The following is a 26414-nucleotide window of genomic DNA, read 5'->3' on the forward strand; positions in this document are numbered from 1 at the left end:
CCGGCCCCCTGCTCAGTCCTCCGGGCGTCCGCCGAACCGCCAGTCGTGGATCTCGACGCTCTCGTACCGCCCCGCCCGCGCGTACGGATCGCCCGCCATCATCGCCTCGGCAGCCTCACGGTCCGCCAGCTCGGCCAGCACCGCGGTGCCCCGCCAGGTGACGCCGTCCTCGGCGAGCAGCGGCCCGTACGCGATCAGCCGGTCGCGGAAGCCGTCCTCGAGGTAGCGCCGCTGCGCCGCGTCGAGGAGTCCGAGCTCCGCGACCGCTTCCGGCCCGCCCTGGGCGATGATCAGGAAGCGACCGAATCCGGCCGTCGTCCCCGTGTACTCCCACATCGTGCGCCCCAGCGTGTTCCGCCAGCGACGGATGAGGCCGTCACGGTAGACACCGGCCTTGTAGTTGGGTTCCTCGAACGCGAACCGCTGCGCGGCGGCCGCGTCGGGCAGGTCGACGATGTGCATGCTGCCGCTCACACCGTCGCCCTTGGCCGGGAACGTGGGCCCGCGCGCGATCATCTCCTCGGCGTAGCCGTCCATGAACGTCCAGTGGTCCTCGTTCAGCCGCATGCGCAGGTCGAGGGAGTCCGCCCGGTCCCGGCAGTAGATGAAGTACTCCATGTCGCTCCCCCAGAAGGTCGTCCGTACGGGATGGCCGGTTCACATCCTCTCCCGGTTTCGATCTTCTAGGGTCCGTGGTCATGACACGCTCTTCGGACCCTTCGCCCTTGTGGCGTGACCAGCGGTTCGTGCTGCTGCTGTGCGCGCGGGTCGTCTCCGTCCTGGGCAACGGTTTCGCCCGCGTGGCGCTCGCGTTCGCGGTGCTCACCCTGCCGGGCGCAGGCGCGGGCCGCCTGTCCCTGGTGCTGGCCTGCCAGGCGTTGCCGCAGCTGGTGTTCGTGCTGGCGGGCGGGGTCATCGCGGACCGGATGTCACGGTCGAGGCTGATGGTCATGGCGGACGTGCTGGGCACGACGGCGTACGCCGGTCTGGCGGGGATGGTGCTGAGCGGTCACGCCCCGCTGGTGGGCATGTGTCTGCTGGCCGTCGCCGCCGGGACGGCCACCGCACTGTTCGCCCCCGCGATGGACGGCCTGGTGCCGCTGCTGGTGCCGGCCGACCGTCTGCAACGGGCGAACGGGCTGCTGCGGATGGGCACCAACTCCGCCCTGCTGCTGGGCCTTTCGTTGTCCGGGGTGACCGTGGCCCTGGTCGGTGCCGGTTGGGCCCTCGCGGTCAATGCGGGCTCGTTCGCCCTGAGTGCCGTCCTCACCGCCCGGCTCGCGGTGGCCGCACGGCCGCGCGCCAAGGCGTCCGGCTGGCACGAACTGCGGGAGGGGTGGCGGGAGTTCGCCTCGCGGCAGTGGCTGTGGGTGGTGGTGGCCCAGAGCGCGGTCGTGGTCGCCGCGCTCAACGCCAACCTCGGTGTCCTGGGCCCGTTGATGGCCGACCGGTACCTGGGCGGGGCGCGCGCGTGGTCGGTCGTGGTGGCCGCGCAGGCCGTGGGGACGATTGCCGGGGCGGGGCTGGCCGCCCGGGTGCGGGTGCGCCGTCCGCTCCTGGTCGCCGTGGTGTGCATGTTCCCGGCCGCCGTACCCATCGCACTGCTCAGCGCGCGGGCCCCGGTGTGGGTGATCGCCGCGGCCATGTTCGCCGCCGGCGTCGCCAGTGACGTCTTCGGTGTGCTGTGGTCCACGACCGTCCAGCGGGAGATCCCCGAACACGTGCTGTCCCGGGTCAGTTCCTACGACTGGTTCGGCTCCCTGAGTCTCGCCCCGCTCGGCCTCCTGGTCGCCGGCCCGATCGCCTCCGCCGTGGGCGTCGGCCCGGCGCTGGCCGGCTGCTCGGCCCTGGTGGTGCTCGCCACGGCGGCCGCCCTGCTGTCACCCCAGGTTCGCACCCTGCGCCACCCGGCGGACAGGGTGTCGGCCGCCGCCCTGGAGAGCGCCGGTTCCTAGACTCGTGGGCCGGATGCGAGGGAGGTCGGCATGCTGCTGGACACGGAGCCCGAGGGATGAGCGGCGAGGGCCCCGACGCCGTGGCGGCCCGGCTCACCGGGCGGACCGTGGTGACGCGGCGGCGGCTCACCGGGGCGGTCACCGAAGTCGCCCTCGACGGCGGGCCGGTGGTCGTCAAGGACGCCGGCAGCGCGAGGGCGGCGCGTGCCGAGGCCGCGGGCCTTGACTGGCTGGGCGCGGCCGGTGCGGTACGGGTACCGGTGGTGCACGGGTGCGAGGGGCGGTGGCTGGTCACCGGGTCGGTCCCGGAGGGGCGGCCGGAGGCCGCGGCGGCCCTGCGCTTCGGCCGCGAGCTGGCCGCACTGCACGCCGCCGGCGCCGAGACCTTCGGCGCCCCGCCCCCGGGCGGCCCGACGGACGCGTACATCGGCGCCGCCCCGATGAGCAACGTGCCGGGGGACGACTGGCCCGACTGGTACGCCCGTCACCGCGTCCTGCCCTATCTGCGCCGCGCCGTCGACGAGGGCACGCTGCGGTCCGCCGAGGCCGCCGTGATCGAGCGGGTCTGCGAGCGCGTCGACCAGTGGGCCGGCCCCGCCGAGCCGCCCGCGCGACTGCACGGCGATCTGTGGAGCGGCAATGTGCTGTGGGGCGCCGACGGCCACGTCTGGCTCATCGACCCCGCGGCGCACGGCGGCCACCGCGAGACCGACCTGGCCATGCTCCAACTGTTCGGCTGCCCGCACCTCGCCCAGGTACTGGAGGGCTACGAGGAGTCGGCGCCCCTCGCCCCGGGCCGGCGGCAGCGCGTCGGACTGCACCAGTTGTTCCCGCTCCTGGTCCACGCCGTCCTGTTCGGCCGCTCCTACGCCGAACAGGCACTCGCCGCCGCCCGCCCCTACACGAACGCCTGACCGGGCCTCCTGGTGCGCGCCGGAACTTATCGGCCCGGCCGCTAGTTTCTACGTAGCTGTAGATATGAGGGGTGTCGGTCCGTCAGCGGGACGGGCCGGGCCCCGACACACCTTTGGGAGTACCGATGGCTCTGTGGGACCGCATCAAGGAGTCCGCGTCGACGATGCAGACCCAGCTCGTGGCGAAGAAGAACGACCTCAAGAGCGGGGCGTTCCGTGATGCCAGCATGGCGATGTGCGCGCTGGTGGCCGCCGCCGACGGCACGGTGGATCCCTCCGAGCGCCAGCGCGTCGCCCAGCTGATCGCCACCAACGAGGTTCTTCAGAACTTCGACGCCATGGACCTCCAGCGACGTTTCGACGAGAACCTGAACAAGCTCACCGCCGACTTCGCCTTCGGCAAGGTCAGCGTGCTCCAGGAGATCGGGAAGGCCAAGAAGAAGCCGGCCGAGGCGCGTGCCGTGATCCAGATCGGCATCGTCATCGGCGGCGCCGACGGCGACTTCGACAAGACCGAGCAGGCCGTAGTCCGCGAGGCCTGCTTCGCTCTGGACCTGCCGCCGCACGAGTTCGACCTCTGACAGCCAGGCCGTGGCTGACCGGCGCGTGAAGACACCGCCGGTCAGCCTCGGGACCCGCCCCTCAGCCGGGCGCAGGCATCAACTGGTCACGCAGGTAACGCCGTTCAGCGTGAAGGCGGTCGGCGCCGCGTTGGCCGTGCTCTTGGCGCCGATGAAGCCGACGGTGACGGCACCGGCGGCGGCGATGGTGGAGGTGTAGGACGCGGGGGTGACGCTGACGTTCGCACCGCTCTGGGCCGGGGTGCCGCCCCACATGGTGGAGATCGTCTGGCCGTTGGCGAAGGAGAAGCCGAGCGTCCAGCCGTTGATGGCGGTGGTCCCGGTGTTGCGGATGGTGATCTCACCCTGGAAGCCGCCCGGCCACTCTCCCACGACCCGGTAGCCGACCGAGCAGTTGAGCACCGGAGCCTTGCCGGTCGTGACGTTCACCGTCGCCGAGCGGGCCGAGCGGTTGCCCGCCGCGTCCCGGGCGTAGACGGCGAAGGTGTACGCCGTCTCGGCCGAAAGCCCGGTCAGAGTCACCGAGTTGGTGGTGGAGGCGGCGACCTTCGTCTCGGTGCCGCCGCTGATCCGGACGACGTCGTAACCGGCGACGCCGACGTTGTCGGTGGACGCGGTCCAGGTGAGGGCCGCGGAGGTGGCCGTCACCGCCGAGGCGCTCGGGGTGCCGGGGGTCGTGGGCGCCTGGGTGTCGCCGGACCCGCCTCCGCCGTAGACGGTGGCTTCCTTGGCGGTCTGGGCGATGCCGTTGGTGCCGTTGAAGATGCGCCGGCCCCACGAGCTGAGCTTGTTGGGGTCGAAGTCGATGGCGAGGTCGAGGATCGGGTCGGTGTTGCCGCTCCAGGACCAGGCCAGATAGCCGAGGTGGAGCCGCTCGGCGGTGGCCATCATGGTGTCCTCGTCCGGGTCGCCCCACTGGTCGGCGGGGCCGCCGAACTCGCCGATGAGGAGGGGGAGTTCGGCGTCGACGAAGGCGTTGAGATAGTCAGTGATCTCGGCCGCGGTGTCGAAGACGCTGTACATGTGGATCGAGAAGATCAGGTTGCCGGTGGTGTCGGCGTCGTAGACGCTCTGGGCGTTGGCGCGCATGACGCCCTGCCAGTCCTGGCCCCAGTTGGGCGCGTCCACCATGATCGTGTGCGCGAAGCCGGCGTTGCGCAGCTTCTTGACCGCGGCGATGGTCGGGGCGGTCCAGCCCTCGGGGTCGGTGTTGCCCCAGGGCTCGTTGCCGATGTTGATGATGATGTAGTTCTCCTGGCCGGCCAGGACGTCCTTGAGGCCGATCCAGTAGTCGGCGGCCTGGTCGAGGGTGCCGGCCGCGGTGTCCTCGCCGTACCCGGTGGTGTCGTGCACCTCCAGGACGCAGATGAGCCGGTTGGCCTTGCACTGACTGACAACGTTGCCAACGTCCGCCGCGCTGTTGGCGGTCCAGCGGTGCCCGTCGGCGAGGACGACACGGACGGCGTTGGCGCCGAGGGCCTTGATGTCGGACAGTGACTGCGTCTCGTTCGGGTACCAGGTGTGGGCGTGGTTGACGCCGCGCATCACGAAGTCGTTGCCGTTGCCTTCGAGCAGCCGGCCGTTGCCGATGTGGAGCCCGGTGGCCCGGGTGTCCGGCGGCTCGGCCTGGGCGTACGCGGCGGCCGGCCAGAGGGCGCCCAGGAGGACGAGCCCGAGGAGGGCTGCCGCGAGGCGGGCGCACAGGGTCTTCCCTGACGTGCTCTTTCTCGTCGTGCTTCTTGTTCTTCTCACTGCGACTCCTGGGAGTGAGCGCCAAGAAACTCAGGCATGGGAGGGGAGCATGGCGGGATCGATTATGGGAGCGCTCCCATGAAAGCGACGCGCCAGGTACACGTCAATAGAATGAGCAAAGACCCGCTTCTGCGGTCACGTTGACGGAGGAACCGCGCCGCCTCACCCGCAGCACCCACCCCCTCCCCCGTCCCCCGACACCGCGTCGAGCCGGCAGAAGCACGACGCCTCGATCGGTACGTCCGCCAGCGCGACCGCGAGCTTCAGCTGCTGGGCGACGATCCGCGCCTCCCCCGTCTTGCCGAGCCGGACCAGGCACTCGTGGAAGCCGTGCAGCGCCCAGACGTTGCCGGGGTGCTGGACCGCGCGGGGCAGGGTGTCGTCGAGACCGAGGTCGGCGCGGTAGACCGCCTCCGCCTCCGCGACCCGGCCCTGTTCCAGGAGCAGGGCGCCGTACGCATGCCGGGTGGGCTGCATCCACCCCCACGGCTCGTCGTAGGGCAGGTTGTCGTCGAGTGCGATCGACCGCTCCAGCGCGGCGAAGGCGGCGTCGAAGTCGCCCTTGCGGTAGGCGAGTTCACCGTCGAGCATCGCGGAGGCGACGGCAAGGATGTCGGCGCAGGTGTTGTTGAACAGCATGCGGGTCTCCTGGACCCGGGCCACCGCCTCGTGGAACAGGACGCGTTCGGCCTCGGCCTCGGGGACGCGGCCGAGGGCGGACAGGGCGACTCCGCGGGCGTAGCGGAGCATGGCCGTCGTCACGCTGTACAGCTCCGGGTCGGCGGGCAGCGGCAGTTGGAGGATGTCGGTCCAGCGGCCGAAGCGGATCAGCGCGTGGACCCGCATGGCGAGGAAGGCCTCCAGCCAGTCGGCCATGGGCGGGCTCGGTACGCGCAGCAGGTCCTCCGGGATCGACGCCTCCAGCTCGGCGGCGGTCTCCAGGGCGATGCGGGACTGGCCGAGGAACATCGCGCCGTAGATCTTGAAGTGGTAGTTGTGCGACCGGTAGAGGGTGTAGAAGTTCATCGCGCCGGCCCGGGCGTGGTACTTCTCGTCGGCGCTGATGGCGGCGCTGTTGTCGGACACGACCCGGCGGTAGTCGCCGCACAGGACGTCCAGGTGGGACGGCATGTGCTGGAGGTGCCCGGCGTCGGGGACCAGGCCGCGCAGCCGGTCGGCGACGGGCAGGGCCTGCTCGGGTGTCGGGGACATCTCCATGAGGTGGATGTACAGGTGCAGCACGCCGGGGTGCCGCGCTCCGGTGCCCGAGGCGAGCACCCGGTCGAGGACCGCCTTGGCCTCCAAGGTGCGGGCGCCTTCCGCCGGTTGACCGGTCCTGAGGTTCCACAGCTGCCAAGGGGTGAGGTTCATCAGGGCGTCGGCGTAGAGCGTGGCGATGTCGGGGTCGCCGGGGGCGAGTTGATGGACGGCGCGCATGCTGTCGGCGTACGGCTCGTTCCACACCGAGCAGTCCGCCACCGGCTTCGCCTGCGGATAGCGGGCGCGCAGGGCCTCGATCAGGGCCCGCTCCACGGGGGTGGCGGCGACCCCGGCCTTCTCGTGGGCCCGTTCGACGGCGGCGTGGGTGCGCTCGACGGTGCGGGTGAGGTCGTCGCCGTCGAAGAACTCCCAGGGCTTGTTGTAGTTGGGGCCGAGTGCGTACGCGATGCCCCAGTAGGCCATGGCGCAGTCGGGATCGGCCTCTGCTGCGGCTTGGAAGCACGCGACCGCTTCCTCGTGATGGAAGCCGTACGTCCACACCAGCCCTCGGTCGAACCACAGTTGGGCCTCGGGCGACGAAGTGGTCACCGTGCGGGTGTGGGTGCCGAGGTCGTAGTAGTCCATGGGATTCCCCCGAGCGCGAGCGGGCCTGGATTCGCGACGTTACAGGGTGATTTGCGCCCGACACGCCGACGACCGTCGCCGCCGCGCAGGCGCCTCAGCGTTCACGTTCCTCGGCGACCGCCGCCTCGTAGGCGAGCAGGGTGTCGACGAAGAGGCGGCGCTGCTCCGGCTCCAGCGGGGTGAGCACGCGACGCCAGGCCTCGGCGCCGGGGGCGAGCCAGGCGGCGATGGCCTCGTGCTGGTCCGGGGCGATGGCCACGATGCGACGGCGCCGGTCGGCGGGGTCCTCGCGGCGGTCGAGGACGCCCTTGCCGCTCAGGTCGCCGACCATCAGGCTGACCGTGGTGGGCGCCACCTCCAGACGGGCGGCGAGGTCGTTCACGGTCAAGGGACCGTCGAACAACAGGCAGGCCAGCAAGGAGAGATGGCGGGGCGCCAGCGACAGCGACTCCAGCGCCTCGGGCACGGGGATGCGCTTCACCCGGCCGACCATGCGCGGCATGAGCAGCAGCAGCTCACGCACCGCGGTGTCCACGCCATCCGTCTCGGCCTCGCGCCGCACGGATCCGGCCATCACGCACCCCTCGCCATTTACCTTTGATGTCAAAGATGCTTTGCTTTCAAAGGCATCACACCCACTCACATCAAACCGGAAAAACGTCACGCCCAAGAACGTCACGCCCGAGAACCGGCCCGAACGGAGATTCCACCATGCCTCACTTCACCGTGCACATCAGCGAGAGCGTGCTCGACGGCAAGACCGAGGAGGGCCTGATCCGAGGGCTCGCGGACGCGGTCGGCGCGGTCTACGGCGAGCCGTTCCGCCGCATGGTCGCCGTGGACCTCATCGGCATCCCGCGCCACCGGCGGGGCGTCGGCGGCGTGCCGAGCGAGCGGGCCGCCCCGGACATCAGGCTGAGCCTGCGCGAGCCGGCCTACCGGCTCCCGGACGTGCCGGACGCGCCGGCCCGGTTGATCGCCGCGATCACGGACGCGGTGGTCGACGTGCTGGGTGAGCCGGTGCGCGAGGAGGTGGCGGTGAGCCTGACAGCAGTGCCCGAGGGGCGCTCGGGCGTGGGCGGCCGGGTGGGCTGAGAGCCTGTGTCCTCCGGTCGCCCGACACGGATATGACACAGGCTCTGAGCTCATCGCGGGGCCAGGCGCCACAGCGAGGTGATCTCCGCGGCTCGGGCGGCGTGGAGCGGGTCCGTGGTGTCCCTCGCCCGGGGATGCCGGGGCCGGGTGTCGAGCCGGTCCACCACACGAAGCCCCGCCGCCTCGATGCCGGTCAGCAGATCACGGCGGCTGCGCAACCCGAGGTGTTCGGCGAGGTCGGAGAGGATCAGCCATCCCTCGCCGCCCGGGACGAGACGGCCCGCCAGGCCGTCCAGAAAGCCGCGGAGCATCTCGCCGTCCGGGTCGTACACCCCCTGCTCGACCGCGGACGTCGGCCGGGCCGGGAGCCAGGGCGGGTTGCACACGACGAGGTCGGCGCGGCCTTCGGGGAACAGGGCCGGTCCCACCACCTCCACCCGTCCGCCGAGCCCCAACCGCCGCACGGTGTCACGGGCGCAGGCCAGGGCGCGCGGAGCGATGTCGGTGGCCACGACCTGGCCGACACCGCGCCGGGCCAGGACGGCGGCGAGCACACCGGTCCCCGTGCCGAGGTCGAAGGCGGTTCGGCTGGACGGCGAGGCGGGCAGAGGCGCTCGCGCGACGAGGTCGACGTACTCGCCCCTGACCGGGGAGAACACGCCGTAGTGCGGGTGGATGCGGCCGCCGAGGGCCGGTACGTCGACGCCCCTCTCCCGCCACTGCCGCGCGCCGAGGACGCCCAGCAGTTCCGTCAGGGCGACCGCCGTACGACCGGCCGGCGCCCCGTACGCCTCGACGCACGCCTGGCGCACGTCGGGCGCCCGGCGCAGGGCCAGGGTGTGGTCGTCCTCCAGCAGCACGATCAACCTGCCCAGCAGGCGGGCCCGGTGGCCGCGGGCCTGGCGGTGGAGGTGGAAGGTCTCCGCCGGGGTGTTCCCCTGACGAAGCGGTCGCCGGTCGGCGCGGCGGCGCATCGCGTTGAGCAGTTGGCGTGCGTTGTGGAAGTCGCCCCGCCACAGCAACGCCGTTCCCTCGCGGGCGAGTCGGTGGGCGGTGGCCGCTGTCGTCCGGTCGTCGGCGACGACGACCCGGCGCGGCGGGGGCGCGGCGCTCTCGGAGTGCCAGCGGGCGGATCGGGCGGTGCGGTCTTCGGTCCAGTGGATCGTGGACACGGAGGTACTCCTCGTGATCGAACGTGCAAGGGCACGAAGAGCACTTCGACGAGGAGCAGCACCGGCGGCCCGTGCCGCGGCACGGGCTCGGGATGCGGGCAGGAAGAGTTACGGCTCCCGCGTCGAAGCGCGCGAGGAGACGTCGCCCAGCACCATGCCGAGGGTCACGAGGGGTCCTTCCGGAGAGATGCCGTACGAGGCTTGCACGGTGTCCCGCGTCCGGGCAAACCGCGCCGCGGGTGACGCCGAAAACCCGTTGCGGCCGCCCGCCTCCCCCTGGACCCTGGCCCTCATGCCTTACCTCCTGCGCTCCGCGCGGCTCGGCGACGCGCCCGCGATCACCGAGCTGCTCAATGCCGTCGACGAGATCGAGATCGGCCGGCGCGAGACCGACCTCCCCGAGGTCGAGGCCGATCTCAGGCATCCGGAGGTCGATCTGGAGCGCGACTCCTGGCTGGCCTTCGACGGGGAGCGGCTGGTGGCGTACGGGCTGCTGTGGGACGACTCCGGTAACGAGCGGATCGACGTCGACCACTACGTCCTGCCCGACGATCAGGAAGCCGGCGAACAGATCCTGGACGCCCTCCAGATCAGGGCCGTCGAGCGGGCCCGGGCGAACGGCGCCGCCAAGGCCGTCGTCCATCTGCACCTCAACACCCGGCCGACCCTGGACACTTCACTGATCGAGGCACGGGGCTGGTACGTCGTACGCCGCTACCACGTGCTGGAACGCCGGCTCGACCAGGCCGTGGATCACACCCCGGAGCTGCCCGAGGGCGTACGCATCCGTCTCTGCGCCACCGAGGCGGACCGGCAACGCGCCCATCTGCTCTACCAGTCCACCTTCGCGGAGCACTTCGACTTCCAGCCGCGCGCCTATGAGCAGTGGCTGCACGACATCGACGCCGAGCGCCTGGACTGGTCGCTGGTGTGGCTCCTCGCCACCGAGGAGTTGGGCGACGCCGGGTTCCTGATCGCGCGGGACGACCGCCCGGCCATGGGGTGGATCCGCAGCGTGGGGGTGCTCAGGGAAGCCCGGGGGCGGGGGCTGGGCGGGCTGCTGCTGCGGCAGGTGTTCGCCGCGTTCGCCGCGCGGGGGCGGGACACCGTGGGGCTGGGGGTGGACACGGCCAACGCGACCGGGGCGCCCGAGCTGTACGGACGTAACGGGATGAAGCTCCACTACGCCGTCGACACTTGGGAAGCGGTTCTGACCTGAGCACGGCGGCGGAAGGTGCGCGGATGCCCTCGACCCGGGACTTCTACGACGACCTGGCCTCCGACTACCACCTGATGTTCGCGGACTGGGACGCGAGCACGGCCCGCCAGGCCGCCGCCCTCGACACCCTCGTCCGGCAGCGTCTGGGCGCGGGCCCGCACCGCGTCCTGGACTGCTCCTGCGGGATCGGCACCCAGGCGATCGGGCTGGCCCGGGCCGGGTACGACGTCGTCGGCAGCGACCTCAGTCCCCGCGCGGCAGCGCGCGCCACGGCCGAGGCGGCGGCCCGGGGCATCGGCCTGCCGGCGGCCGCCGCCGACATGCGCCGGCTGCCGTTCGCGCCGTCCGTCTTCGACGTCGTCGTCAGCGCCGACAACTCGCTCGCTCACCTGCTCTCCGCGCAGGACGTCGCGGCGGCCCTGGGCGAGATGCGACGGGTGCTGCGGGACGGCGGGGTGCTGGTGCTCACGGTCCGGGACTACGACGAACTCCGCCGGACCCGGCCCACCGCGACACCTCCGCAGGTCACGGAGACGCCGGAAGGCCGGGTGGTCACCTTTCAGCTCTGGCACTGGCACGAGGACGGCGAACGCTACGACCTGGAGCACTTCCAGCTGATCCCCGCCGGGGACGGCTGGACGGTCCGGCGGCGTACCGCCACCTCCTGGGCGCTGCCGCGGCCGCAGCTGACCCGGCTGCTCGCCGAGGCGGGCTACGCCGACGTCCTGTGGCACGCGCCGGAGGCGACGGGGTTCTACCAGCCGGTCGTGACGTGTCAGGTGCGGCGGGCCAGCAGGTAGGCGCGGCGAGTCTCCGCCTCGTGGGCGTAGTGCGTGCGCTCCAGCTGCATCTCCACCGTGAAGCCGACCGATGCGAGAAGGTCCGTGAGGTGCGCGGGGTCGAGGAAACGGAAGTCGACGTCGACGGAGTGGCCCCACCATTCGTCCAGGTGCCGGACCTCCTCGCCGACGTGGAAGGAGAGCAGGAGCAGGCCCTGTGGGCGCAGGACCCGCACCATCTCCTCGAACGCGCTCCGCAGTTCGCCGGGTTCGAGGTGGATGACGGTGTAGAGGGCGATCAGGGAGCCGAACTCGCCGTCCTTCGCCGGGAGTTCCAGCAGGTCGCCCTGGCGGAACTCGACCTCCGGGAAGCGGCCGCGACCCGCCTCGACCATGCCCGCGGACAGGTCGATCCCGACCGTCCGGGCGCCCTTCCCGGCCAGCCAGGCCGCCACATGCCCGGGGCCGCAGCCCAAGTCACCGATCACCGCCCCCGGTTCGGTCTGTTCGAGGAGCGCGGTCAGCAACGCCCGGTCCAGGGGCTTGCCTTCGAGCTCGGCATGGAGCCGGGTCGTGTACTCCTCGGCCACGGTGTCGTAGCTGTGCCGTACGGACTCATGCCGCGCGTGATCGCCCATACGGCCAGCATGTCATCCCGGCGTGGAACGCCGGTCAGGCGGCTCGACCGGCCTTGAGGGCGGCCGCCGTGTCGACCACGCGGCGCGCCTGATGGCGGGCCGCCTGCGGGGAGACCTCTCCGGGCGGACCGTCGCCGGCCACGTGGGAGGCGCCGTAGGGGTTTCCCGACTGGAACGTACGCCGGTCGCCTGCCGTCACTTGGCGTCCGTCGCCCGCCGCCGGGGGCACGAGACGCGGCCCCGCCGCACCGGCCGCCCGGCACGCCGACGTCGTCAGGGCTTTCGGACAGGCCTGGGAGGCGCAGGACATCGACGCTCTCGTCGGCCTGCTCGATCGCCCGCTTCTACGCCGGCCGGCCCGTTGCCGCGCGCATCTGGGCGTTGCTCAACCCGGACAAGCTCCGGCCCTGGACGACGGAACGCTGACGCACGGCCCGGTAGCCGTCACTCCATCAGCCCGGCCGCGAGTGTCGCGCCCAGTTCCCAGCAGGCCTGCACGTCGGGCTTGTCCGGTGTTCCGGTCACCGTCACGGCGTCCGCCGCGTGGCGCCAGCCGAGGCCCGTGGTGACGGCCTCGATGCCGCGTACCGCGCCGGTCACGTCGCTGCCACCATGCACCCAGTAGCCGAACGGCCGCCCTCGCGTCTCGTCCAGGCACGGGTAGTAGACCTGGTCGAAGAAGTGCTTGAGGGCCCCGGACATGTAGCCGAGGTTCGCCGGTGTGCCCAGCAGGAAGCCGTCGGCGGCGAGCACGTCGGAGGCGGTGGCCGCGAGCGCGGCCCGCCGCACGACCTGGACGTTCTCGATCTCCGGGTCCGTGGCCCCGGAGACGACGGCTTCCAGCAGCGCCTGGCAGTTGGGCGAGGGGGTGTGATGCACGATCAGCAAGGTAGGCACACCCCGCACCCTGCCGTCGGCCGGGCACCCGGCGCAAACGCGGTGGCCGCCGCGCGGGCTACTTCACCTTGCCGGTGAAGATCGCGGTCTCCGACTCGTAGTCCGGCGCCACCTCGATCTGGAGGAAGGACTCGCCCTTGGGCAGCTCGCAGCCCCACGGCACGGAGAGGGACCGGCCGGCCAGGATGTTGGTGTCGGGCAGACCGTCGAGTCCGTCGTCGTAGATGGACTCCCCTTCCTTGCCCTCGTCGCCGTAGGCGCAGTTCACCGTCATCATCGAGGCGTCGATCTTCTTGTCCGACTTGTTCACGATCTTGATGGTGAACTTGGCGTACGGAGTCTTCTCCGGGGACGCGTACTCGCTGGAGACCGCCCGAGTGATCTTGGTCAGGCTGATCTCGACGTCGTTGTCGTACGCGATCGTGTCGTCGAAGCCGTAGGAGTCGTCGCCGGAGTCCTCGGCCGGGGCGTCGGAGTCCGCCGCGTCGGTGGCGGAGTCGTCGGCGGCACTGTCGCCGCCCTCGGCCGGTGCCGTCTTGGTGACGGTGACGGTCGGCGCCGCCTCGGCCTTGCCGTCACCGGTCACGCTCGCGGTGACGACGGCGGCGAGGACGGCCGCGACCACCGCCGCGCCGGCGGCGATGAGGACCGTGGTGGTCTTCTTCGGCGACTGCGGCGCTTGCGGCGGCTGCGGCGGGTAATAGCCGGGCCCGGGCGGCGGGTTGTAGCCGGGCATGGGCGGCTGCGTGTTGTCGTAACTCATGGTCCCCCCAGGGATGGTTCTGTTGCGCGATCAATCATCGCCCGGGGGACCGTGATTGTGGAGGTGTCGTAATGAAAATGTGCTGATGAGCGGGGTGTTCGGCTACTCCGTGCGCAGTGCCGTCGCGGTGCGGGTCCGCGCCGCCCAGCTCGCCGGGAGCAGCGCGCCGAGCGCGGCGATGAGGAGGCCGGCGCAGCCGAGCAGGAGCAGTTCCGGGGTGTCGTACACGTCGAGGACCGCCTTCGGCAGGCCGGTGTCGGCGGTCTCCGCCATCTTCGGCAGGACGTAACCGTGCAGCGCGAACCCGACAGGCACCCCGATCAGCCCGCCGACCACGCCGATCCCGGCCACCGAGGCCAGCACGAGGCTCACCGTCTGCCGCGGCGACATGCCGAGCGCCTTGCACACGCCCAGGTCGTGGACGCGCTCCCGGGTGTCGAGGACGACGGAGTTGAGCACGCCGAGGCCGGCGACGGAGACCAGCATCAGGGTGAGCAGCGCCGCCATCGCGTCGAGGACGAGGATCAGGTTGTCCTGCCGTGAGGGGGAGTTGGCGATGGCCTGACCGCCGAGCGCGCTCACCGTCCGGTCGAGCTTCATGGCGTACTGGGTGGCCTGGACGCCCGACTTGAGGTCGACGAGGAACATCTGCGGCTCGACGGTGGGGAAGTCGGCGAGGCTCGCGTGGAAGCGGAGTCCGTCGTCGGAGGTGTCGAAGGCCTCGCCGACGATCGTCAGGGTCCGCGTCTGCTCGCCGACCGTCACCCGCAGCGGGTCGCCGACCTCGGTCTCGGTGGTGTTGAGGAAGTGGGTGGAGACCACGACCTGGCCGGGCCCGGTGATCCAGTGCCCGGAGATCATCTCGTAGGCGGCGGCGCGCAGGTCGCCGTCGTAGAGCACCGCCTGCACGGCACCCGGGACGCCGAGCGCGGTGCCGTCCGTCTGGGTCCTTTCGTAGGAGGTGTCGGTGCCGGACTGCTGCTCGATGGCCGCGGCCACCCGCGTGGGATCGGCCGTGGCGGTCTCGCCGCCGCCGGGTCCCGAGCGGGGCTGGCCGGTGAAGACGGTGACCGGGGCGCGGTCCTCCGGGTCCTGCGCCGAACCGACCGCGTTGAGGGACGCGGTCAGCCCGAGCGCGAAAGTCGCCGCGACGGTACCGAAGGCCACCGCGAGCAGCATCGCGAGGGTGCGCACCGGGTGCGCGAAGGGACCGGCGAGGCCGTACGTCACCGCGCGCGGCAACGGCAGCCGTCCCGCCGCCCGGTGGGCCCACTGCCCCCGCCCGGTGCGTGGCGCCCGGCCGACCGCGATGGCCTCCACGGTCGGCAGCTGTCCGGCCCGCAGCGCGGGCACCAGCGCGGCGACCGCGACGACGAGCAGCGCGGCTCCGGCCACCAGGACGTCCACCCACCAGGCCACCGACAGCGACGCGCTGCCGTAGACCGTCTCGGTGTCCTCCAGGAGCGGCATGGCCATCAGGTTTCCGAGTACGACGCCCAGCGCGATCCCGGCTCCGGCGGGGACCAGCGCCTGGGCGACGTAGGCGCGGACCACCTCGCGCGGGGTGAAGCCGAGGGCCTTGAGGATGCCGATCCTGCGCAGGCTGGTGCCGACGGCGCCGCTGATGACGCTGCCGACGATGATGACCGACATGACGATGCCGAGGACGCCGAACGCCATGAGGAAGGGGATGGTGGGCGCCGCGCTCTGGTCGGCGGCGCGCTTGGTGTCCAGCCAGGACTCGGTGCCCATGAGCGCGCCGGAGGGCAGGGCGGCGGTGAGCCCGCGGCGGTCGGCGGCGAGCTGCGCCTTGGTGTCCGCGGAGTCGAAGCGGTAGAGCATCTGACGGGTGACGCGGGTGTCGTCGGAGGCGAGCGCGGTGACCTGTGCGGGGGTTGCCCAGGCGTCGGCGGTCTCGCCGACCGAGTGGGCGAAGCCGACGACCGTGAGGGCCGTGCTGTCCGCGGCGTCCGCGGTGTGGAGCGTGGCACCGAGCCGGAGGGCGGGGCCCTCGAACTCGCTGGACAGGACGACCTCGCCGGCCTTCGTCGGCCACCGTCCCGACTTCAAGTCGAGCCGGTCGACCTCGGCGTGCGGCTCGGACCGTCCTACCAGCGTCACGGGCGGCAGGTGGCCACCCCCCTCGTCCACCGGCCGGATGGTCGTGACGGGGTAGGGGCCCGCGCTGCCCGTGACCCCGTCGAGCCGTCCGGTGGCCTTGAGTCGGTCCGGACTCACCTTGGCCGGGTCGAACTGCGCGACGAGGTGCGCCCCGTTCTGCGCGGCGAAGGCGTGGTCGAAGGGCGCGTTGGAGGCGACCATGAGCGATCCGGCGACCACGGCCGAGGCCACGGCCATGAGGGTCGCGAGGGCGATGACAACGGTCTGCACCCGCCGCCGCCCCACCCCGGACCGCACGACACGACTGAGCGCACTCATCGGGCCGCCCCCGCCTGGGTGTCGAGAGCGAGGTGACCGTCGACCAGGTGGATCGTGCGGCTCGCCACCGCCTCGGCGAGGGACGGGTCGTGGGTGACCAGCACGATGGTCTGGCCGCCCCGGTGCAGGTCCACCAGCAGTTCCCGTACGTCGTGGCCCGAGGCGCTGTCGAGGGCGCCGGTCGGTTCGTCGGCGAGGAGCAGCGCGGGCCGGTTCACCAACGCCCTTGCCACCGCTACCCGTTGCCGCTCACCGCCGGACAACCGGCCCGGGTAGGCGCGGGCGTGCTTCTGGATGCCCAGCAGCTCCATGAGCTCGCCGGCCCGGGCGGCGGCCTTGCGGCGTGCGGTGCCGGTCAGTTGGGCGGGGAGCTGGATGTTGTCGGCGACGGTGAGGTCGTCGAGCAGGTTGAAGAACTGGAAGACCATGCCGATCCGTTCACGGCGGAACCGTGCCGACGCGTGCTCGCTCAGCCGGTCGACGCGCTCACCGGCGACGGTCACCGTGCCGCTGGTCGGCTTGTCCAGGCCCGCGACGAGGTTCAGCAGCGTGGACTTGCCGCTGCCGGAGGGGCCGGTGACGGCGAGGGCCTCGCCCTGGGCGACACCGAGGTCGATCGGTCCGAGCGCGGGCGCGCCGGAACTGTCGTAGCGCTTGGCCACGCCCGACAGTTCGATCACTTGAGTCATGGGAGTCGTCCGTCCTTGTGAGTGGAGTGGGCTCTTGCTGTGCACCGGCCCAGCGAAAGTAGGGGCGGGCGCGGGCGCGGCGCGTCGGCCGGGGCACCGACTTGCGCCCCTTCGCGCGGACGATCCGGTCCTGGGGTCATCCCTGCGGCGTACGCCTCGGGGACGGTTCGCCGGTCCGACAGGCGGACGCGTCCCCGGTCGGGGGACCGCACAATGTGCGGATGGAGACGGAGGACCGGCGCGGGTGGCGGCGGCAGTTGCGGGACACGCTGCGCCCTGAGCCGAGGCGTGAGCCGTTGTCCCGGCGGGCCGTGTGGGCGGACGCGGTGCTGGCGGTGCTGCTGACCGCCGTCGCGCTGTTCGTCGCGGCGCGCTATCCGGGCGACGGGCCGATGAACGTCACCCCGGTCGACCTCGGTGGACCGACCCCGCCCCGGCCGCCCGCGCCGGGACGGTGGGGGGTGGAGGAGCGGCCGGTCACCCCGCCCCTGGTCCTGGTCGTGCTCTCCGCACTGCCGCTGGCGGTCCGGCGGCGCTATCCGTTCGTGGTGTTCGCCGTGGTGATGGGCGCGACGCTGGCCATCGGCGACGACGCCTCCTGGATCAACGTGCTGACCTGCGTGGTCGGGGCGTACAGCGCCGTCATGTACAGCAGGCACCGGGTGGGGGCGCTGGCCGGGCTGTTCGTGGCGGCCGTGCTCGCCGGGCTGGCGTTCCGGGACACCGAGCCGGTGCTGCCGGGGTGGTCGAGCCCCGCGGTGGTCCTGCTGATCGCCGGGGTGCTGGCCGGGCTCGCCCGGGTGTGGCAGCGGCAGCTGGCGGCGGGCCGGGAGCGGTTCGCCCGCCTGGAGCGCGAGCAGGAGGAGGCGATGCGCCGGGCGGTCGAGGAGGAACGCGCCCGGATAGCCGCCGAGTTGCACGACGTCGTGACCCACAATGTGAGCGTGATGGTCATCCAGGCGGGCGCGGCCCGCAAGGTGATGGACGCGGCACCGGAGCGGTCGAAGGAGGCGTTGCTGGCGGTGGAGGCGGGCGGCCGGGCGGCGATGTCCGAACTACGGCACGTCATGGGGCTGTTGGCGGCCCCGGACCCGGACCAGCCCGAGGCACTGGAGCCCCAGCCGGGGCTCGCGCAGCTCGACGCGCTCATCGTCCGCGTGCGGGCCGCCGGTACGCCGGTCGGCATCGCGGTGTCGCTGCCGCCCGAACCCCTGCCGCCCGGCGTCGACTTGACGGCGTACCGCGTGGTGCAGGAGGCGCTGACCAACACGATCAAGCACGCGCCGGGCGCCGAGGCGTCCGTCACGATCGGCTACGGCGACGACCGGCTGGAGATCGAGGTCGTCGACACCGGCGCCGTCCGCGATGCCGCACCGCCGGACGGCAACGGCCGCGGTCTGATCGGGCTGCGCGAGCGACTCGCCGTCTACGGCGGTGAGGTGACCGCCGGTCCGACGCTCGCGGGCGGCTACCGCGTCAGAGCCCTCGTCCCGTGGCGGACCGCGTGAGCGGGCCCGCGCTGCGCGCCGTCATCGCCGACGACCAGGCCCTCGTCCGGACCGGCTTCGGGATGATCCTCGCCGCGGACGGCATCGAGGTGACCGCGGAGGCCGCCGACGGCGCCGAGGCGGTCGCCGCGGTCCGGCGCACCCGCCCCGACGTGGTGCTGATGGACATCCGGATGCCCGGCATGGACGGCATCGAGGCCACCCGGCGCATCCTCGCCGACGACACGGCCGAGGGCACCCGCGTCATCATCCTGACCACGTACGACCTCGACCACTACGTGTACGCGGCGCTCACCGCGGGCGCCTCCGGCTTCCTGCTCAAGGACGTCACCCCCGAGCACCTGGTCGCCGCCGTACGTCTCGTGCAGTCCGGCGACGCCCTGCTCGCGCCGGCGATCACCCGTCGGCTGATCGAGCGCTTCGCCCAGCGCGAGGAGCCGCGCCCGACCGCCTCCCCGCACCGCGACCTCTCCGCGCTGACCCCGCGCGAAGTGGAGGTGCTGCGGCTGCTCGCGACGGGCCTGAGCAACGCCGAGCTGGCGGAGCGCCTGTTCCTCAGCCCGACCACGGTGAAGACCCACATCGGCCGCATCCTGTCGAAGCTGGAGCTGCGCGACCGTGTCCAGGCGGTCGTCCTCGCCTACGAGTCGGGGCTCATCACGCCGGGAAATCCGGAAGACGTCCCGGGCGCCGATCGTTACCGTTGACCCATGGAGGTCACCCAGCACACCCACACCGCAGCCGCGCGAGCGACCAGCTCCCCGGCTGCCACCGCCTGACCTCACGTCACCTCTCCCCGGCGGCCGGAAACGGACCGCCGGTGCAGTGCGCGTACGCCCCTCGCTGTTTGCACGGTCCTTTCCGGTGCCCCGCACTTGAAGGAAGACCGTCATGAACACCGACCGCACCCTGCGCACCTTCACCGACTTCTACGTCGAGCGCGGCCACCACCTGATCACCGGCAGCACCCTGCTCCCGCCGCCCTCGGACCCGGTGCTGTTCACCACGTCCGGCATGCACCCGCTCACCCCGTATCTGGAGGGCCGCCCGCATCCCCAGGGGCGGCGGCTGGTGAACGTCCAGCGCTGTCTGCGCACCACCGACCTGGAGGAGGTCGGCGACCGCACCCATCTGACGGTGTTCGAGATGCTCGGCTCGTGGTCGCTCGGCGACTACGGCCACTCGCAAAGCCTGCGCTGGGGCCACGAACTGCTCCGCGACGGCTTCGGCATCCCGCAGCGGCACCTGTACGTCACCGTCTTCGGCGGCGACGACCAGGTCGGCCCGGACACCGAATCCCTGCGCACCTGGGAGGAGTTGGACGTCCCCGTCGAGCCGACCGTGGAGGACAACTGGTGGTCCAACGGCCCCGTCGGCCCGTGCGGCCCCGACTCGGAGATCTTCGTCTGGACCGGCGACACCTCGCCGGAGGGCAGCCCCACCACCGACCCGCGCTGGGTGGAGGTCTGGAACCACGTCGGCATGCGCTACCGCCGCCACGAGGACGGCAGTCTCACGCCCCTGTCGCAGCGGAACATCGACACGGGCATGGGGCTGGAACGCCTGCTGACCGTCCTCCAGGGGCGCAGCTCGGTCTACGAGACGGATCTGTTCGAACCCTGGACACGGCTGCTCCCGCGGCTGTGGGACCTGGACGAGCCCTCGTTCCGCCTGGTCTGCGACCATCTGCGCTCCGGTGTCGTCGTCATCGGTGACGGCGTACGGCCCTCCCCCACCGGGCGCGGCTACGTCCTGCGCCGCCTCGTCCGCCGCCTCCTGACCACCCTCTGGCAGCAGGACCGCGGCCGTACCCTGTCCGACCTGCCACGGGAGCTCGTCGAGCACACCCTGGACCACTTCCGGCTGCCGGGCGGCACCGACCCCGTGCTCGGCGTCCTGCTGGAGGAAGAGCGCCGCTTCGGCAAGCTCCTCGACCGGGGCCACCGCGTCCTCTCCCGCCCTCAGTTCCGAGGGCAGCTGACGGAAGAGGACTACCGCTACCTCCACGACACCCACGGTCTGCCCCGCGATCTCGTCGTCGGCCTGCGCGGCCTGCACGGATGAGCCGCCACGCATGATCGAACCCGGGCCGCCCGACCGCGTTACCCCTCGGGCGGCCGGGGCACTCGGGGGCCGCGGCGGCTTCCCTCCGGAGTCGCCCGATCCAGTCGGAGGTGGAGAGCATGGGGCACGGCGGAAACGTGATCGACGAGCTGGTCACCGATCACCGCGAGGTCGAGGAGTTCTTCGGTCGCATCGAGGCACTGCCCCCGGGCGACAAGGACCGCAAGGTCCATGCCGACCAGGCCACCATCGAGCTGGTCCGGCACTCGGTCGCCGAGGAGGAGTACCTGTATCCCGCCGTGCGGGAGCACCTGGCGAACGGCAACACCCTCGCCGACCGGGAAATCGAGGACCACGCGAAGGCCGAGCAGCTCATGAAGGACCTGGAGTCCTGCGAGGCCGACGACCCGGAGTTCGACCGGATCGTCGGCGAGCTGATGGCCGAGGTGCGCGCGCACATCGCCGACGAGGAGGAGAACCTGTTCCCCCAGCTGCGCGCGGTCTGTCCGCCGGAGCGCCTGGACGAGCTGGGCGACAAGATCCGCAAGGCCAAGAAGCTGGCGCCGACCCGCCCGCACCCGTCCACCCCGAGCGAGCCGCCGGCGAACAAGCTGCTCGCGCCGGGCCTGGGCCTGGTCGACCGGATGCGCGACGCGCTGACGGGCCGCGGCAAGGAGGACTGACCCGCCCCCGCCGTCAGCGCTGTTCCTGAAGGCGGCCGAAGAGCGGAGCCGCCTCCGGGAGGGCGCCGCCCACCGGGGTCACCTGGCGGGCGATGCGCTCCGCCGCGCCCGGCACGAAGGGCCCCAGTTCCTCGCCGAGCACCCGGCATGCCGTGACCAGCGCGGCGAGGACCGCGTCGAGGCGTTCGGCCGCGTCGGCGTTGCCCTGGCGCTCCGCCCGGGCCAGTTCCCAGGGGCGGGTGGCGTCGATGCAGCGGTTGGCCTCCTCCACGATGGCCCAGGCCGCGTCGACGGCCCGCCGGAAGTCGAAGTCGCCGAGTGCCGCGTCGATCCGCCCGGGCGCCGCCCGGCACACGTCGAGCAGCGGCGTCACCGCGAACCGGTCGGTGCCGAGCGCCGGTACGGTGCCCGCGCGGTACCGGTGGACCATGGTCACGATCCGGTGGACCAGGTTCCCGAGGCCCCCGGCGAAGTCGGCGTCGGCACGGGCGGTCAGCCGTTCCTCGGTGAAGTCGGCGTCCCCGACCCGGGGAACGTCCCGCAGCAGCCACCACCGCACCGGGTCCGTGCCGTACGCGGCGGTCAGGGCGACCGGATCGACGGTGGTCGTCCCCTTCCCGGACTTGCTGATCTTCCGTCCGCCGACCGTCAGATAGTCGTGGACGAGGATGTCGGTCGGCAGCGGCAGGCCCGCCGACAGCAGCATGGCCGGCCAGTACACGGCGTGGAAGCGTACGACGCCTTTGCCGACGAGATGGACGCGGCGGTCCCCGGCGGCCCACCACCGCTCGTAGGCGGGGTCGTCGGTGCCGTAGCCGAGGCTGGTGACGTAGTTGCCGAGGGCGTCCCACCACACGTACACGACCTGGTCGGGGTCGTCGGGCACGGGGATGCCCCAGCCGCGGGCACGGGTGTGGGAGCGGGAGACGGAGAAGTCGTGCAGTCCGCCGTCGATGAGGGCGAGGACCTCGTTGCGGCGGGCGGCGGGTTCGATGCGCAGCGCGCCGCCGGTGGTCAGTTCGCGGAGTCGGTCGGCATACCGCGAGAGTCTGAAGAACCAGTTCTCCTCGGCGACCCGCTGCGGTGCGGTGCCGTGTTCGGCGCACCGGCCGTCGACCAGTTCCTCCGGGGTGTAGAACTGCTCGCAGCCTACGCAGTACAGCCCCTCGTACGCCTTCCGGTAGAGGTCCCCGGCCGCCGCGCACCGGCGCCACAGGCGTTCCACCCCCGCCCGGTGCCGCGGGTCGCTGCTGGTGCGGATGAAGTCGTCGAGGGACAGGGCGAGCGGGTCGCGCAGGGCGGCGAACGCGTCGGCGTTGCGGTCCACCAGGGTCCGCACGTCCACGCCCGCCGCCTCCGCGGCGAGCACGTTCTTCAGCGAGTTGTCGTCGGTGCCGCTCAACAGGCGGACGTCGTCGCCCCGTTGCCGGCGATGCCGGGCCAGGGTGTCCGCTTGGACGAGCTCCAGGGCGAAGCCCAGGTGGGGGCGGGCGTTGACGTACGGGATGGTCGTGGTGATGTAGTGGCGTGGTGTGGTCATCGGTCCTCCCGCCGGTACCGGGACCTGTCCGCACCACGCGTCGAGGCCCCGTCCCGGGGCCTCGGATTCGGTACGCGTCCGTGCTCAGCAGCCCCAGTGCGGGGGCATCATCCGGTGCTGAGTCGAAGGCGTGATCATGACGACGAGGGTAGCAACGGCGCCCGGCGGTGGACACCTGCTTTTCCGGCGTCCCCGAGGGTCGATCACCCTCGGGGACGGCCGGGCGCCGTGCGCTCCCTCCCCGTCAGCTCTTGCCGAGGAGTCGCCAGATCTGGTTCTTCTTGGTGCTCAGCGCGCTCGCCGGGTCGCAGGTCCACTGGTGGACCAGGGCGCCGGCCGTGGTCGAGACGCCGCTGACGTCGACGCACTTGCCGCTGTGCACGGCGACGAGTTGGTAGTCCTTGCCGTTGCCCAGTGCGGTGACGGGGTTGAGGGTGAACATCTGGTTCGTGGTGCCGCTGCAGGTCCACTGGATGACGGCGGCGCCGTCGGCCGTGGAGGCGCCCGAGACGTCCAGGCACTTGCCGCTGTGCTCGTTGACGATGGTGTAGGTGTTCGCCCGGCCGGCCACCGGCTTGAAGTCGAGCATCTGCTGGTAGCCGCCCTCGCACAGGTACTGCTGGTACTGCGTGCCGTCGGCGGTGCTGAGGTTGGTGTCGTCCAGGCACTGACCGCTGTGCTGTGCCACCGCGACCGTGGAGACGGTCGTGTCGGACGGCGGCAGCAGCGTGACGGTGTAGCCGTCGGCGGCGTCCGTCCACGGCACGCTCACCGAGGCCGAGTTGCCGCTGACGGTCAGGGTCTGGTCGGAGACCGTCACCGGGCCCGTGACCGCGCCGCCGCCGTTGTTCGGGATGCGCTGGACGACCGCGCGCACCCGGCCGTTCTCCACCACCGAGGTGGTGTCGAGGCGGTTGAGGTTGACGGTGACGTTGCCGGTGTTGTTGTTGGTGCCCAGCAGGATCTTGGCGTTGCGGGCCGTGTTGTCCTTGGTCGCCAGCCCGTCGGTGTTCGTACCGGGCGTGAGGTTCACGATGTTCCCGGTCTGGGAGCCGTAGTACCGGTAGAGGAACCACTCGCCCTTCGGCAGGTACCGACCGGAGCTGTCCTTGGTGAGCAGGTCGGCCGCGTAGTCGTGCAGGCTGGGGCCCCCTCCCCAGTTGGAGCGCAGGCCGTCGGCGCCGGCCCGCTCCAGGCGGCTGATGAACCAGCCGCCGCCACCGGGGTTCTGCTGCTCGCGCCCGGCGTACTCGTTGATCTGGTACGGCCGGGTGTTGGTCAGGCCCGCCGCGGCGAGGGTCGAGTTGGCGTTGTTGACGGCCGTGACGGGGTCGTGCGGGATGGCGTGCCAGCTGTAGATGTCGGGGGCGACGTTGTTGGCCTTGACGTGGTTCAGGAAGGTGGTCCACCAACTGTTGGAGGAACTGGGCGGGTTGGCGATGCTGGGGCCGACGATGAGCTGCCCGGGCAGGTTGGCCCGCACGGCGGCGTAGAAGCGGGACCACATCTGGAGGTACTGGCTCTGGGAGCGGCCCCAGAAGCCGCTGAGGTCCGGCTCGTTCCACAGGTCCCACTCCACCGTCATGTTGTTGGCCTTGACGTCGGAGATGAGCTGGTTGACGAAGTTGTCGAACTGCGTCCAGCTGCCGTTGTCGCCGGGGAAGCCCGTGTTGGTGGTGCCGTCGGCGCCCCACAGGTCGTGCGGCAGGATGACGAAGGTGCCGCCGAGCGCCTTGGTGCGCTTGTACTGCGCGAGGGTGGCGTTCCAGCGGGTCCGGTACTCGGCGAGGCTGGAGGCGTAGCCGCCGCCGTTGAGCTGCGCGCCGCCGGCCCGTTCGAAATGCCACTTGATGTCTTTGAAGAAGTGGTCCGGTGGCTGTGACCCGTCGACGGTCAGTCCGTAGATCATGCCGGAGGCGCGGTAGGTGGGGGCGCCTCCGGCGGTGGCGAAGTCGACGGTGACGGCGGTGTCCGCGGCCTGGGAGGGGGCGGCGGGGAGCAGGGTCGTGGCCAGGGCGGCCAACAGGACGGCGAGGGAGGCGGTGGACCTGCGTCGGGATCTGCGGGGCGATGTCACGGTGCGGCTCCTGCGGGGGTGGGGGTGGGCCCCGGGCCCGGTCGGGCCCGGGGTGGTGCAGGAGGCGGCCGGTCAGCGGCCGTCTCTGTGTGCGTGCGCCTCGGCCAGCAGGAGATAGCTGGCGGCGGTCCAGGTGTAGGCGCGGTCTCGCAGACCCGTTCCGGTGACGGCGTCGAAGTTCTCGGCGAAGCCGTGCGTCTCGCAGAGGGTCCGGAAGCGGGCACTGATGTCGTCGGCGAGCCGGTGGTGGCCGGCCCGGCGCAGTCCGTCCTCGATGAGGACGGTGGCCGGGGCCCAGATGGGGCCGCGCCAGTAGCCGTCGGCGAGATAGTGCGGGGAGGTGGTCAGTTCGGTGGCCAGGCCGTACGGCGTGAGGTGGGCCTTGATGTGATCGGCCAGCGTGCTGCCGACCTCGGCGGGCAGATGCTCGCCCAGCACGACGGGCATCAGGTCGAGCAGGCTGGAGGTGCTCCAGGTGTCCCCGGTGGCGACTCCCCGGGCGACGAAGCGGTCGCCGGTCCAGAGCTGGTCGAGGAGCGTGGCCTGCGTCTCCTCGGCGGTCAGGGTCCACCGGCGTGCTTCGTCCTCCTTTCCCAACTCCCGTGCGATGGCGGCGAGTTCATGCATCTGGAGGACCAGGAAGGCAGCCAGGTCCGCGGTGACGACGACCCGCTCGGGGTCGAAGGTGGTGGCGTTGTCCCAGCCGCTGTCGTTGCCGTGCTGGTAGTAGGGCAGTTGGGCGCCGGGAGCGCGGCGGGCGGTGAGCCAGAACTGGGTCCAGCGCTCCAGCCGCTCGTACACCTCGGCCAGTTCGGCCCGGCCCGGCGGCGTCGGCAACCGGCGGCGCAGATGGCCGAAGGCCCAGCCGTGGATGGGCGGTTTGACGAAGTTGTGCAGCACTTCGGAGTGGGTGACCGAGTCGGGCAGGGCGCCACTGGCGTCCTGGTGGTCGAAGGGCAGCTGGAACTGGTCGAGGCCCAGCTCGGGACAACCCGACGCCAAAGCGAGGGCGTTGAAGCAGTGGTCCCAGCTCCAGACCTTGTCCATCCAGTGCTTGGACATCAGCACGCCGGGCCGGGTGACGAGTCCCGCCGGCCGGACGGTCGCCGACCAGACGACGTACGCGGCGAGTTCGGCGGCCGGGGTGGCGGCCGAGCGCCAGGGGGCCACGGCGTCCACGAAGTCCGCGAAGGCACTCCGCGCGGCCTCCACGACGTCGTCGAAAGCAGTCGAGGACACGTACGGCGGGCGGGCGGTGTCCAGTTCCTCGATGGCGATCTCCCAGCCGCCGCCCGCCGACGCCGTGACGGCGAGACCTCGGTCGGTGCTGCCCAGGGTCTGGTCGCCGGGCGTGGCGGCGATGGCGCCGGACAGCAGGGTGACGCGGTAGCGGCGTCCGGTCTCGTACGACGTGAACACGTGCGCGTCCGCCGCCGGGTCGTGGAAGAAGTACGTACCACTGAACGGGGTCAGGGCCCGCGCCGCGGCGAACACCCCGATGTCCAGGCCGCTGCCCCGCAGCCGTACGGTGTCCGGCGACTCGTAGGCGAGCTCGACGCGGCCCGCCTCCCCGGTCCAGGTGAGCAGTCCCGGTGTCCCCTGCCGGTCGGTCTCCGCCCGCTCGCCCGCGGACAGGGGGACCAGGCGCAGGACGGCGTGCATGCCGTTCTGGTGCGAGACGAGATGGAGGTCGTCGGCGTACGTCTTCTCCGCCACCACGGGCGAGACGTCGAACCACGATCCGTAGGTGCTGAACGGGATGTCGGCGAGGGAGAAGGCCGGGCCGGTTCGGGCGACGGTCATG

Annotated in this window: 24 protein-coding genes; 10 read left to right on the forward strand and 14 right to left on the reverse strand. The window is 71.9% G+C overall.

Features of this window, described 5'->3' with window-relative positions:
- Nucleotides 1–12 precede the first annotated feature (12 nt).
- Complete coding sequence (locus CRP56_RS02630) at nucleotides 13–618, reverse strand: YciI family protein (protein WP_097259795.1); 606 nt, start codon at nucleotides 616–618, stop codon at nucleotides 13–15.
- 80 nt (nucleotides 619–698) lie between these two features.
- Here CRP56_RS02630 and CRP56_RS02635 point away from each other — a divergent pair, with 80 nt between their 5' ends.
- The 3 genes from CRP56_RS02635 to CRP56_RS02645 all read left to right on the forward strand — a co-directional run bounded on the left by CRP56_RS02635 (nucleotide 699) and on the right by CRP56_RS02645 (nucleotide 3450).
- Nucleotides 699–1955 carry an MFS transporter gene (locus CRP56_RS02635; RefSeq protein ID WP_097259796.1) on the forward strand — a complete coding sequence of 419 codons (1257 nt, stop codon included), beginning with the start codon at nucleotides 699–701 and terminating at the stop codon, nucleotides 1953–1955.
- 56 nt (nucleotides 1956–2011) lie between these two features.
- A complete protein-coding gene (locus tag CRP56_RS02640) occupies nucleotides 2012–2869 on the forward strand; it encodes a fructosamine kinase family protein (RefSeq protein ID WP_097259797.1) in 858 nt (285 codons plus the stop codon).
- A 125-nt stretch (nucleotides 2870–2994) separates the two neighbouring features.
- A complete protein-coding gene (locus CRP56_RS02645; RefSeq protein ID WP_097259798.1) occupies nucleotides 2995–3450 on the forward strand; it encodes a tellurite resistance TerB family protein in 456 nt (151 codons plus the stop codon).
- Between the two features lie 78 nt (nucleotides 3451–3528).
- Here the strand turns inward: CRP56_RS02645 and CRP56_RS02650 are convergent, their stop codons facing one another.
- From CRP56_RS02650 to CRP56_RS02660, 3 genes are all read right to left on the reverse strand, one after another.
- The gene (locus tag CRP56_RS02650; protein WP_097259799.1) at nucleotides 3529–5202 is read right to left on the reverse strand and encodes a cellulase family glycosylhydrolase; all 1674 of its coding nucleotides are present in this window, start codon (nucleotides 5200–5202) and stop codon (nucleotides 3529–3531) included.
- A 162-nt stretch (nucleotides 5203–5364) separates the two neighbouring features.
- Complete coding sequence (locus CRP56_RS02655; RefSeq protein ID WP_097259800.1) at nucleotides 5365–7047, reverse strand: hypothetical protein; 1683 nt, start codon at nucleotides 7045–7047, stop codon at nucleotides 5365–5367.
- A gap of 94 nt (nucleotides 7048–7141) precedes the next feature.
- A complete protein-coding gene (locus CRP56_RS02660) occupies nucleotides 7142–7621 on the reverse strand; it encodes a MarR family winged helix-turn-helix transcriptional regulator (RefSeq protein ID WP_097259801.1) in 480 nt (159 codons plus the stop codon).
- Nucleotides 7622–7758: 137 nt separating this feature from the next.
- On the opposite strand from CRP56_RS02660, the gene CRP56_RS02665 reads away from it, so the two are divergent.
- Entirely contained in the window at nucleotides 7759–8142 is a 384-nt protein-coding gene (locus CRP56_RS02665; protein WP_097259802.1) for a tautomerase family protein, read from the forward strand.
- A 50-nt stretch (nucleotides 8143–8192) separates the two neighbouring features.
- Here the strand turns inward: CRP56_RS02665 and CRP56_RS02670 are convergent, their stop codons facing one another.
- Nucleotides 8193–9314 (reverse strand): methyltransferase, encoded by a 1122-nt coding sequence (locus tag CRP56_RS02670; protein WP_097259803.1) that lies wholly within the window; start codon nucleotides 9312–9314, stop codon nucleotides 8193–8195.
- A gap of 292 nt (nucleotides 9315–9606) precedes the next feature.
- On the opposite strand from CRP56_RS02670, the gene CRP56_RS02680 reads away from it, so the two are divergent.
- Nucleotides 9607–10533 carry a GNAT family N-acetyltransferase gene (locus tag CRP56_RS02680; RefSeq protein ID WP_097259805.1) on the forward strand — a complete coding sequence of 309 codons (927 nt, stop codon included), beginning with the start codon at nucleotides 9607–9609 and terminating at the stop codon, nucleotides 10531–10533.
- A gap of 23 nt (nucleotides 10534–10556) precedes the next feature.
- The gene (locus CRP56_RS02685; RefSeq protein ID WP_097259806.1) at nucleotides 10557–11333 is read left to right on the forward strand and encodes a class I SAM-dependent methyltransferase; all 777 of its coding nucleotides are present in this window, start codon (nucleotides 10557–10559) and stop codon (nucleotides 11331–11333) included.
- On the opposite strand, the gene CRP56_RS02690 is transcribed toward CRP56_RS02685, so the two are convergent.
- The 6 genes from CRP56_RS02690 to CRP56_RS02720 form a co-directional block, all read right to left on the reverse strand.
- Nucleotides 11309–11950 carry a class I SAM-dependent methyltransferase gene (locus CRP56_RS02690; protein ID WP_097259807.1) on the reverse strand — a complete coding sequence of 214 codons (642 nt, stop codon included), beginning with the start codon at nucleotides 11948–11950 and terminating at the stop codon, nucleotides 11309–11311. The genes CRP56_RS02685 and CRP56_RS02690 overlap by 25 nt on opposite strands.
- Nucleotides 11951–11984: 34 nt before the next feature.
- The gene (locus CRP56_RS02695; RefSeq protein WP_373559623.1) at nucleotides 11985–12149 is read right to left on the reverse strand and encodes a hypothetical protein; all 165 of its coding nucleotides are present in this window, start codon (nucleotides 12147–12149) and stop codon (nucleotides 11985–11987) included.
- Nucleotides 12150–12394: 245 nt separating this feature from the next.
- Nucleotides 12395–12847 carry a flavodoxin family protein gene (locus CRP56_RS02705; RefSeq protein ID WP_097259808.1) on the reverse strand — a complete coding sequence of 151 codons (453 nt, stop codon included), beginning with the start codon at nucleotides 12845–12847 and terminating at the stop codon, nucleotides 12395–12397.
- 58 nt (nucleotides 12848–12905) lie between these two features.
- On the reverse strand, nucleotides 12906–13610 hold the full coding sequence (locus CRP56_RS02710) for a hypothetical protein (protein WP_097259809.1): 705 nt from the start codon (nucleotides 13608–13610) through the stop codon (nucleotides 12906–12908).
- A 102-nt stretch (nucleotides 13611–13712) separates the two neighbouring features.
- Entirely contained in the window at nucleotides 13713–16049 is a 2337-nt protein-coding gene (locus CRP56_RS02715) for an ABC transporter permease (RefSeq protein ID WP_097259810.1), read from the reverse strand.
- A complete protein-coding gene (locus CRP56_RS02720; RefSeq protein ID WP_097259811.1) occupies nucleotides 16046–16738 on the reverse strand; it encodes an ABC transporter ATP-binding protein in 693 nt (230 codons plus the stop codon). Before CRP56_RS02720 ends, CRP56_RS02715 begins: the two co-directional genes overlap by 4 nt.
- Nucleotides 16739–16959: 221 nt before the next feature.
- Between CRP56_RS02720 and CRP56_RS02725 the strand changes: the two genes are divergently transcribed.
- The 4 genes from CRP56_RS02725 to CRP56_RS02740 all read left to right on the forward strand — a co-directional run bounded on the left by CRP56_RS02725 (nucleotide 16960) and on the right by CRP56_RS02740 (nucleotide 20993).
- On the forward strand, nucleotides 16960–18246 hold the full coding sequence (locus CRP56_RS02725) for a sensor histidine kinase (protein ID WP_097259812.1): 1287 nt from the start codon (nucleotides 16960–16962) through the stop codon (nucleotides 18244–18246).
- Nucleotides 18231–18953, forward strand: coding sequence for a response regulator (locus CRP56_RS02730; protein ID WP_097259813.1), 723 nt, complete (start codon nucleotides 18231–18233; stop codon nucleotides 18951–18953). The genes CRP56_RS02725 and CRP56_RS02730 overlap by 16 nt, the downstream gene beginning before the upstream one ends.
- A gap of 184 nt (nucleotides 18954–19137) precedes the next feature.
- The gene (locus CRP56_RS02735; RefSeq protein ID WP_097259814.1) at nucleotides 19138–20310 is read left to right on the forward strand and encodes an alanine--tRNA ligase-related protein; all 1173 of its coding nucleotides are present in this window, start codon (nucleotides 19138–19140) and stop codon (nucleotides 20308–20310) included.
- A 119-nt stretch (nucleotides 20311–20429) separates the two neighbouring features.
- The gene (locus tag CRP56_RS02740; protein WP_097259815.1) at nucleotides 20430–20993 is read left to right on the forward strand and encodes a hemerythrin domain-containing protein; all 564 of its coding nucleotides are present in this window, start codon (nucleotides 20430–20432) and stop codon (nucleotides 20991–20993) included.
- Nucleotides 20994–21006: 13 nt separating this feature from the next.
- On the opposite strand, the gene CRP56_RS02745 is transcribed toward CRP56_RS02740, so the two are convergent.
- The 3 genes from CRP56_RS02745 to CRP56_RS02755 all read right to left on the reverse strand — a co-directional run bounded on the left by CRP56_RS02745 (nucleotide 21007) and on the right by CRP56_RS02755 (nucleotide 26413).
- A complete protein-coding gene (locus tag CRP56_RS02745) occupies nucleotides 21007–22533 on the reverse strand; it encodes a methionine--tRNA ligase (protein ID WP_097259816.1) in 1527 nt (508 codons plus the stop codon).
- Between the two features lie 244 nt (nucleotides 22534–22777).
- A complete protein-coding gene (locus CRP56_RS02750; RefSeq protein WP_257039996.1) occupies nucleotides 22778–24610 on the reverse strand; it encodes an RICIN domain-containing protein in 1833 nt (610 codons plus the stop codon).
- Nucleotides 24611–24682: 72 nt separating this feature from the next.
- Complete coding sequence (locus CRP56_RS02755) at nucleotides 24683–26413, reverse strand: amylo-alpha-1,6-glucosidase (RefSeq protein WP_097259817.1); 1731 nt, start codon at nucleotides 26411–26413, stop codon at nucleotides 24683–24685.
- Nucleotide 26414: the final 1 nt, after the last annotated feature.

It is taken from the genome of Streptomyces sp. TLI_55 (assembly GCF_900206255.1).
GTDB classification, from domain to species: Bacteria; Actinomycetota; Actinomycetes; order Streptomycetales; family Streptomycetaceae; genus Streptomyces; species Streptomyces aquilus.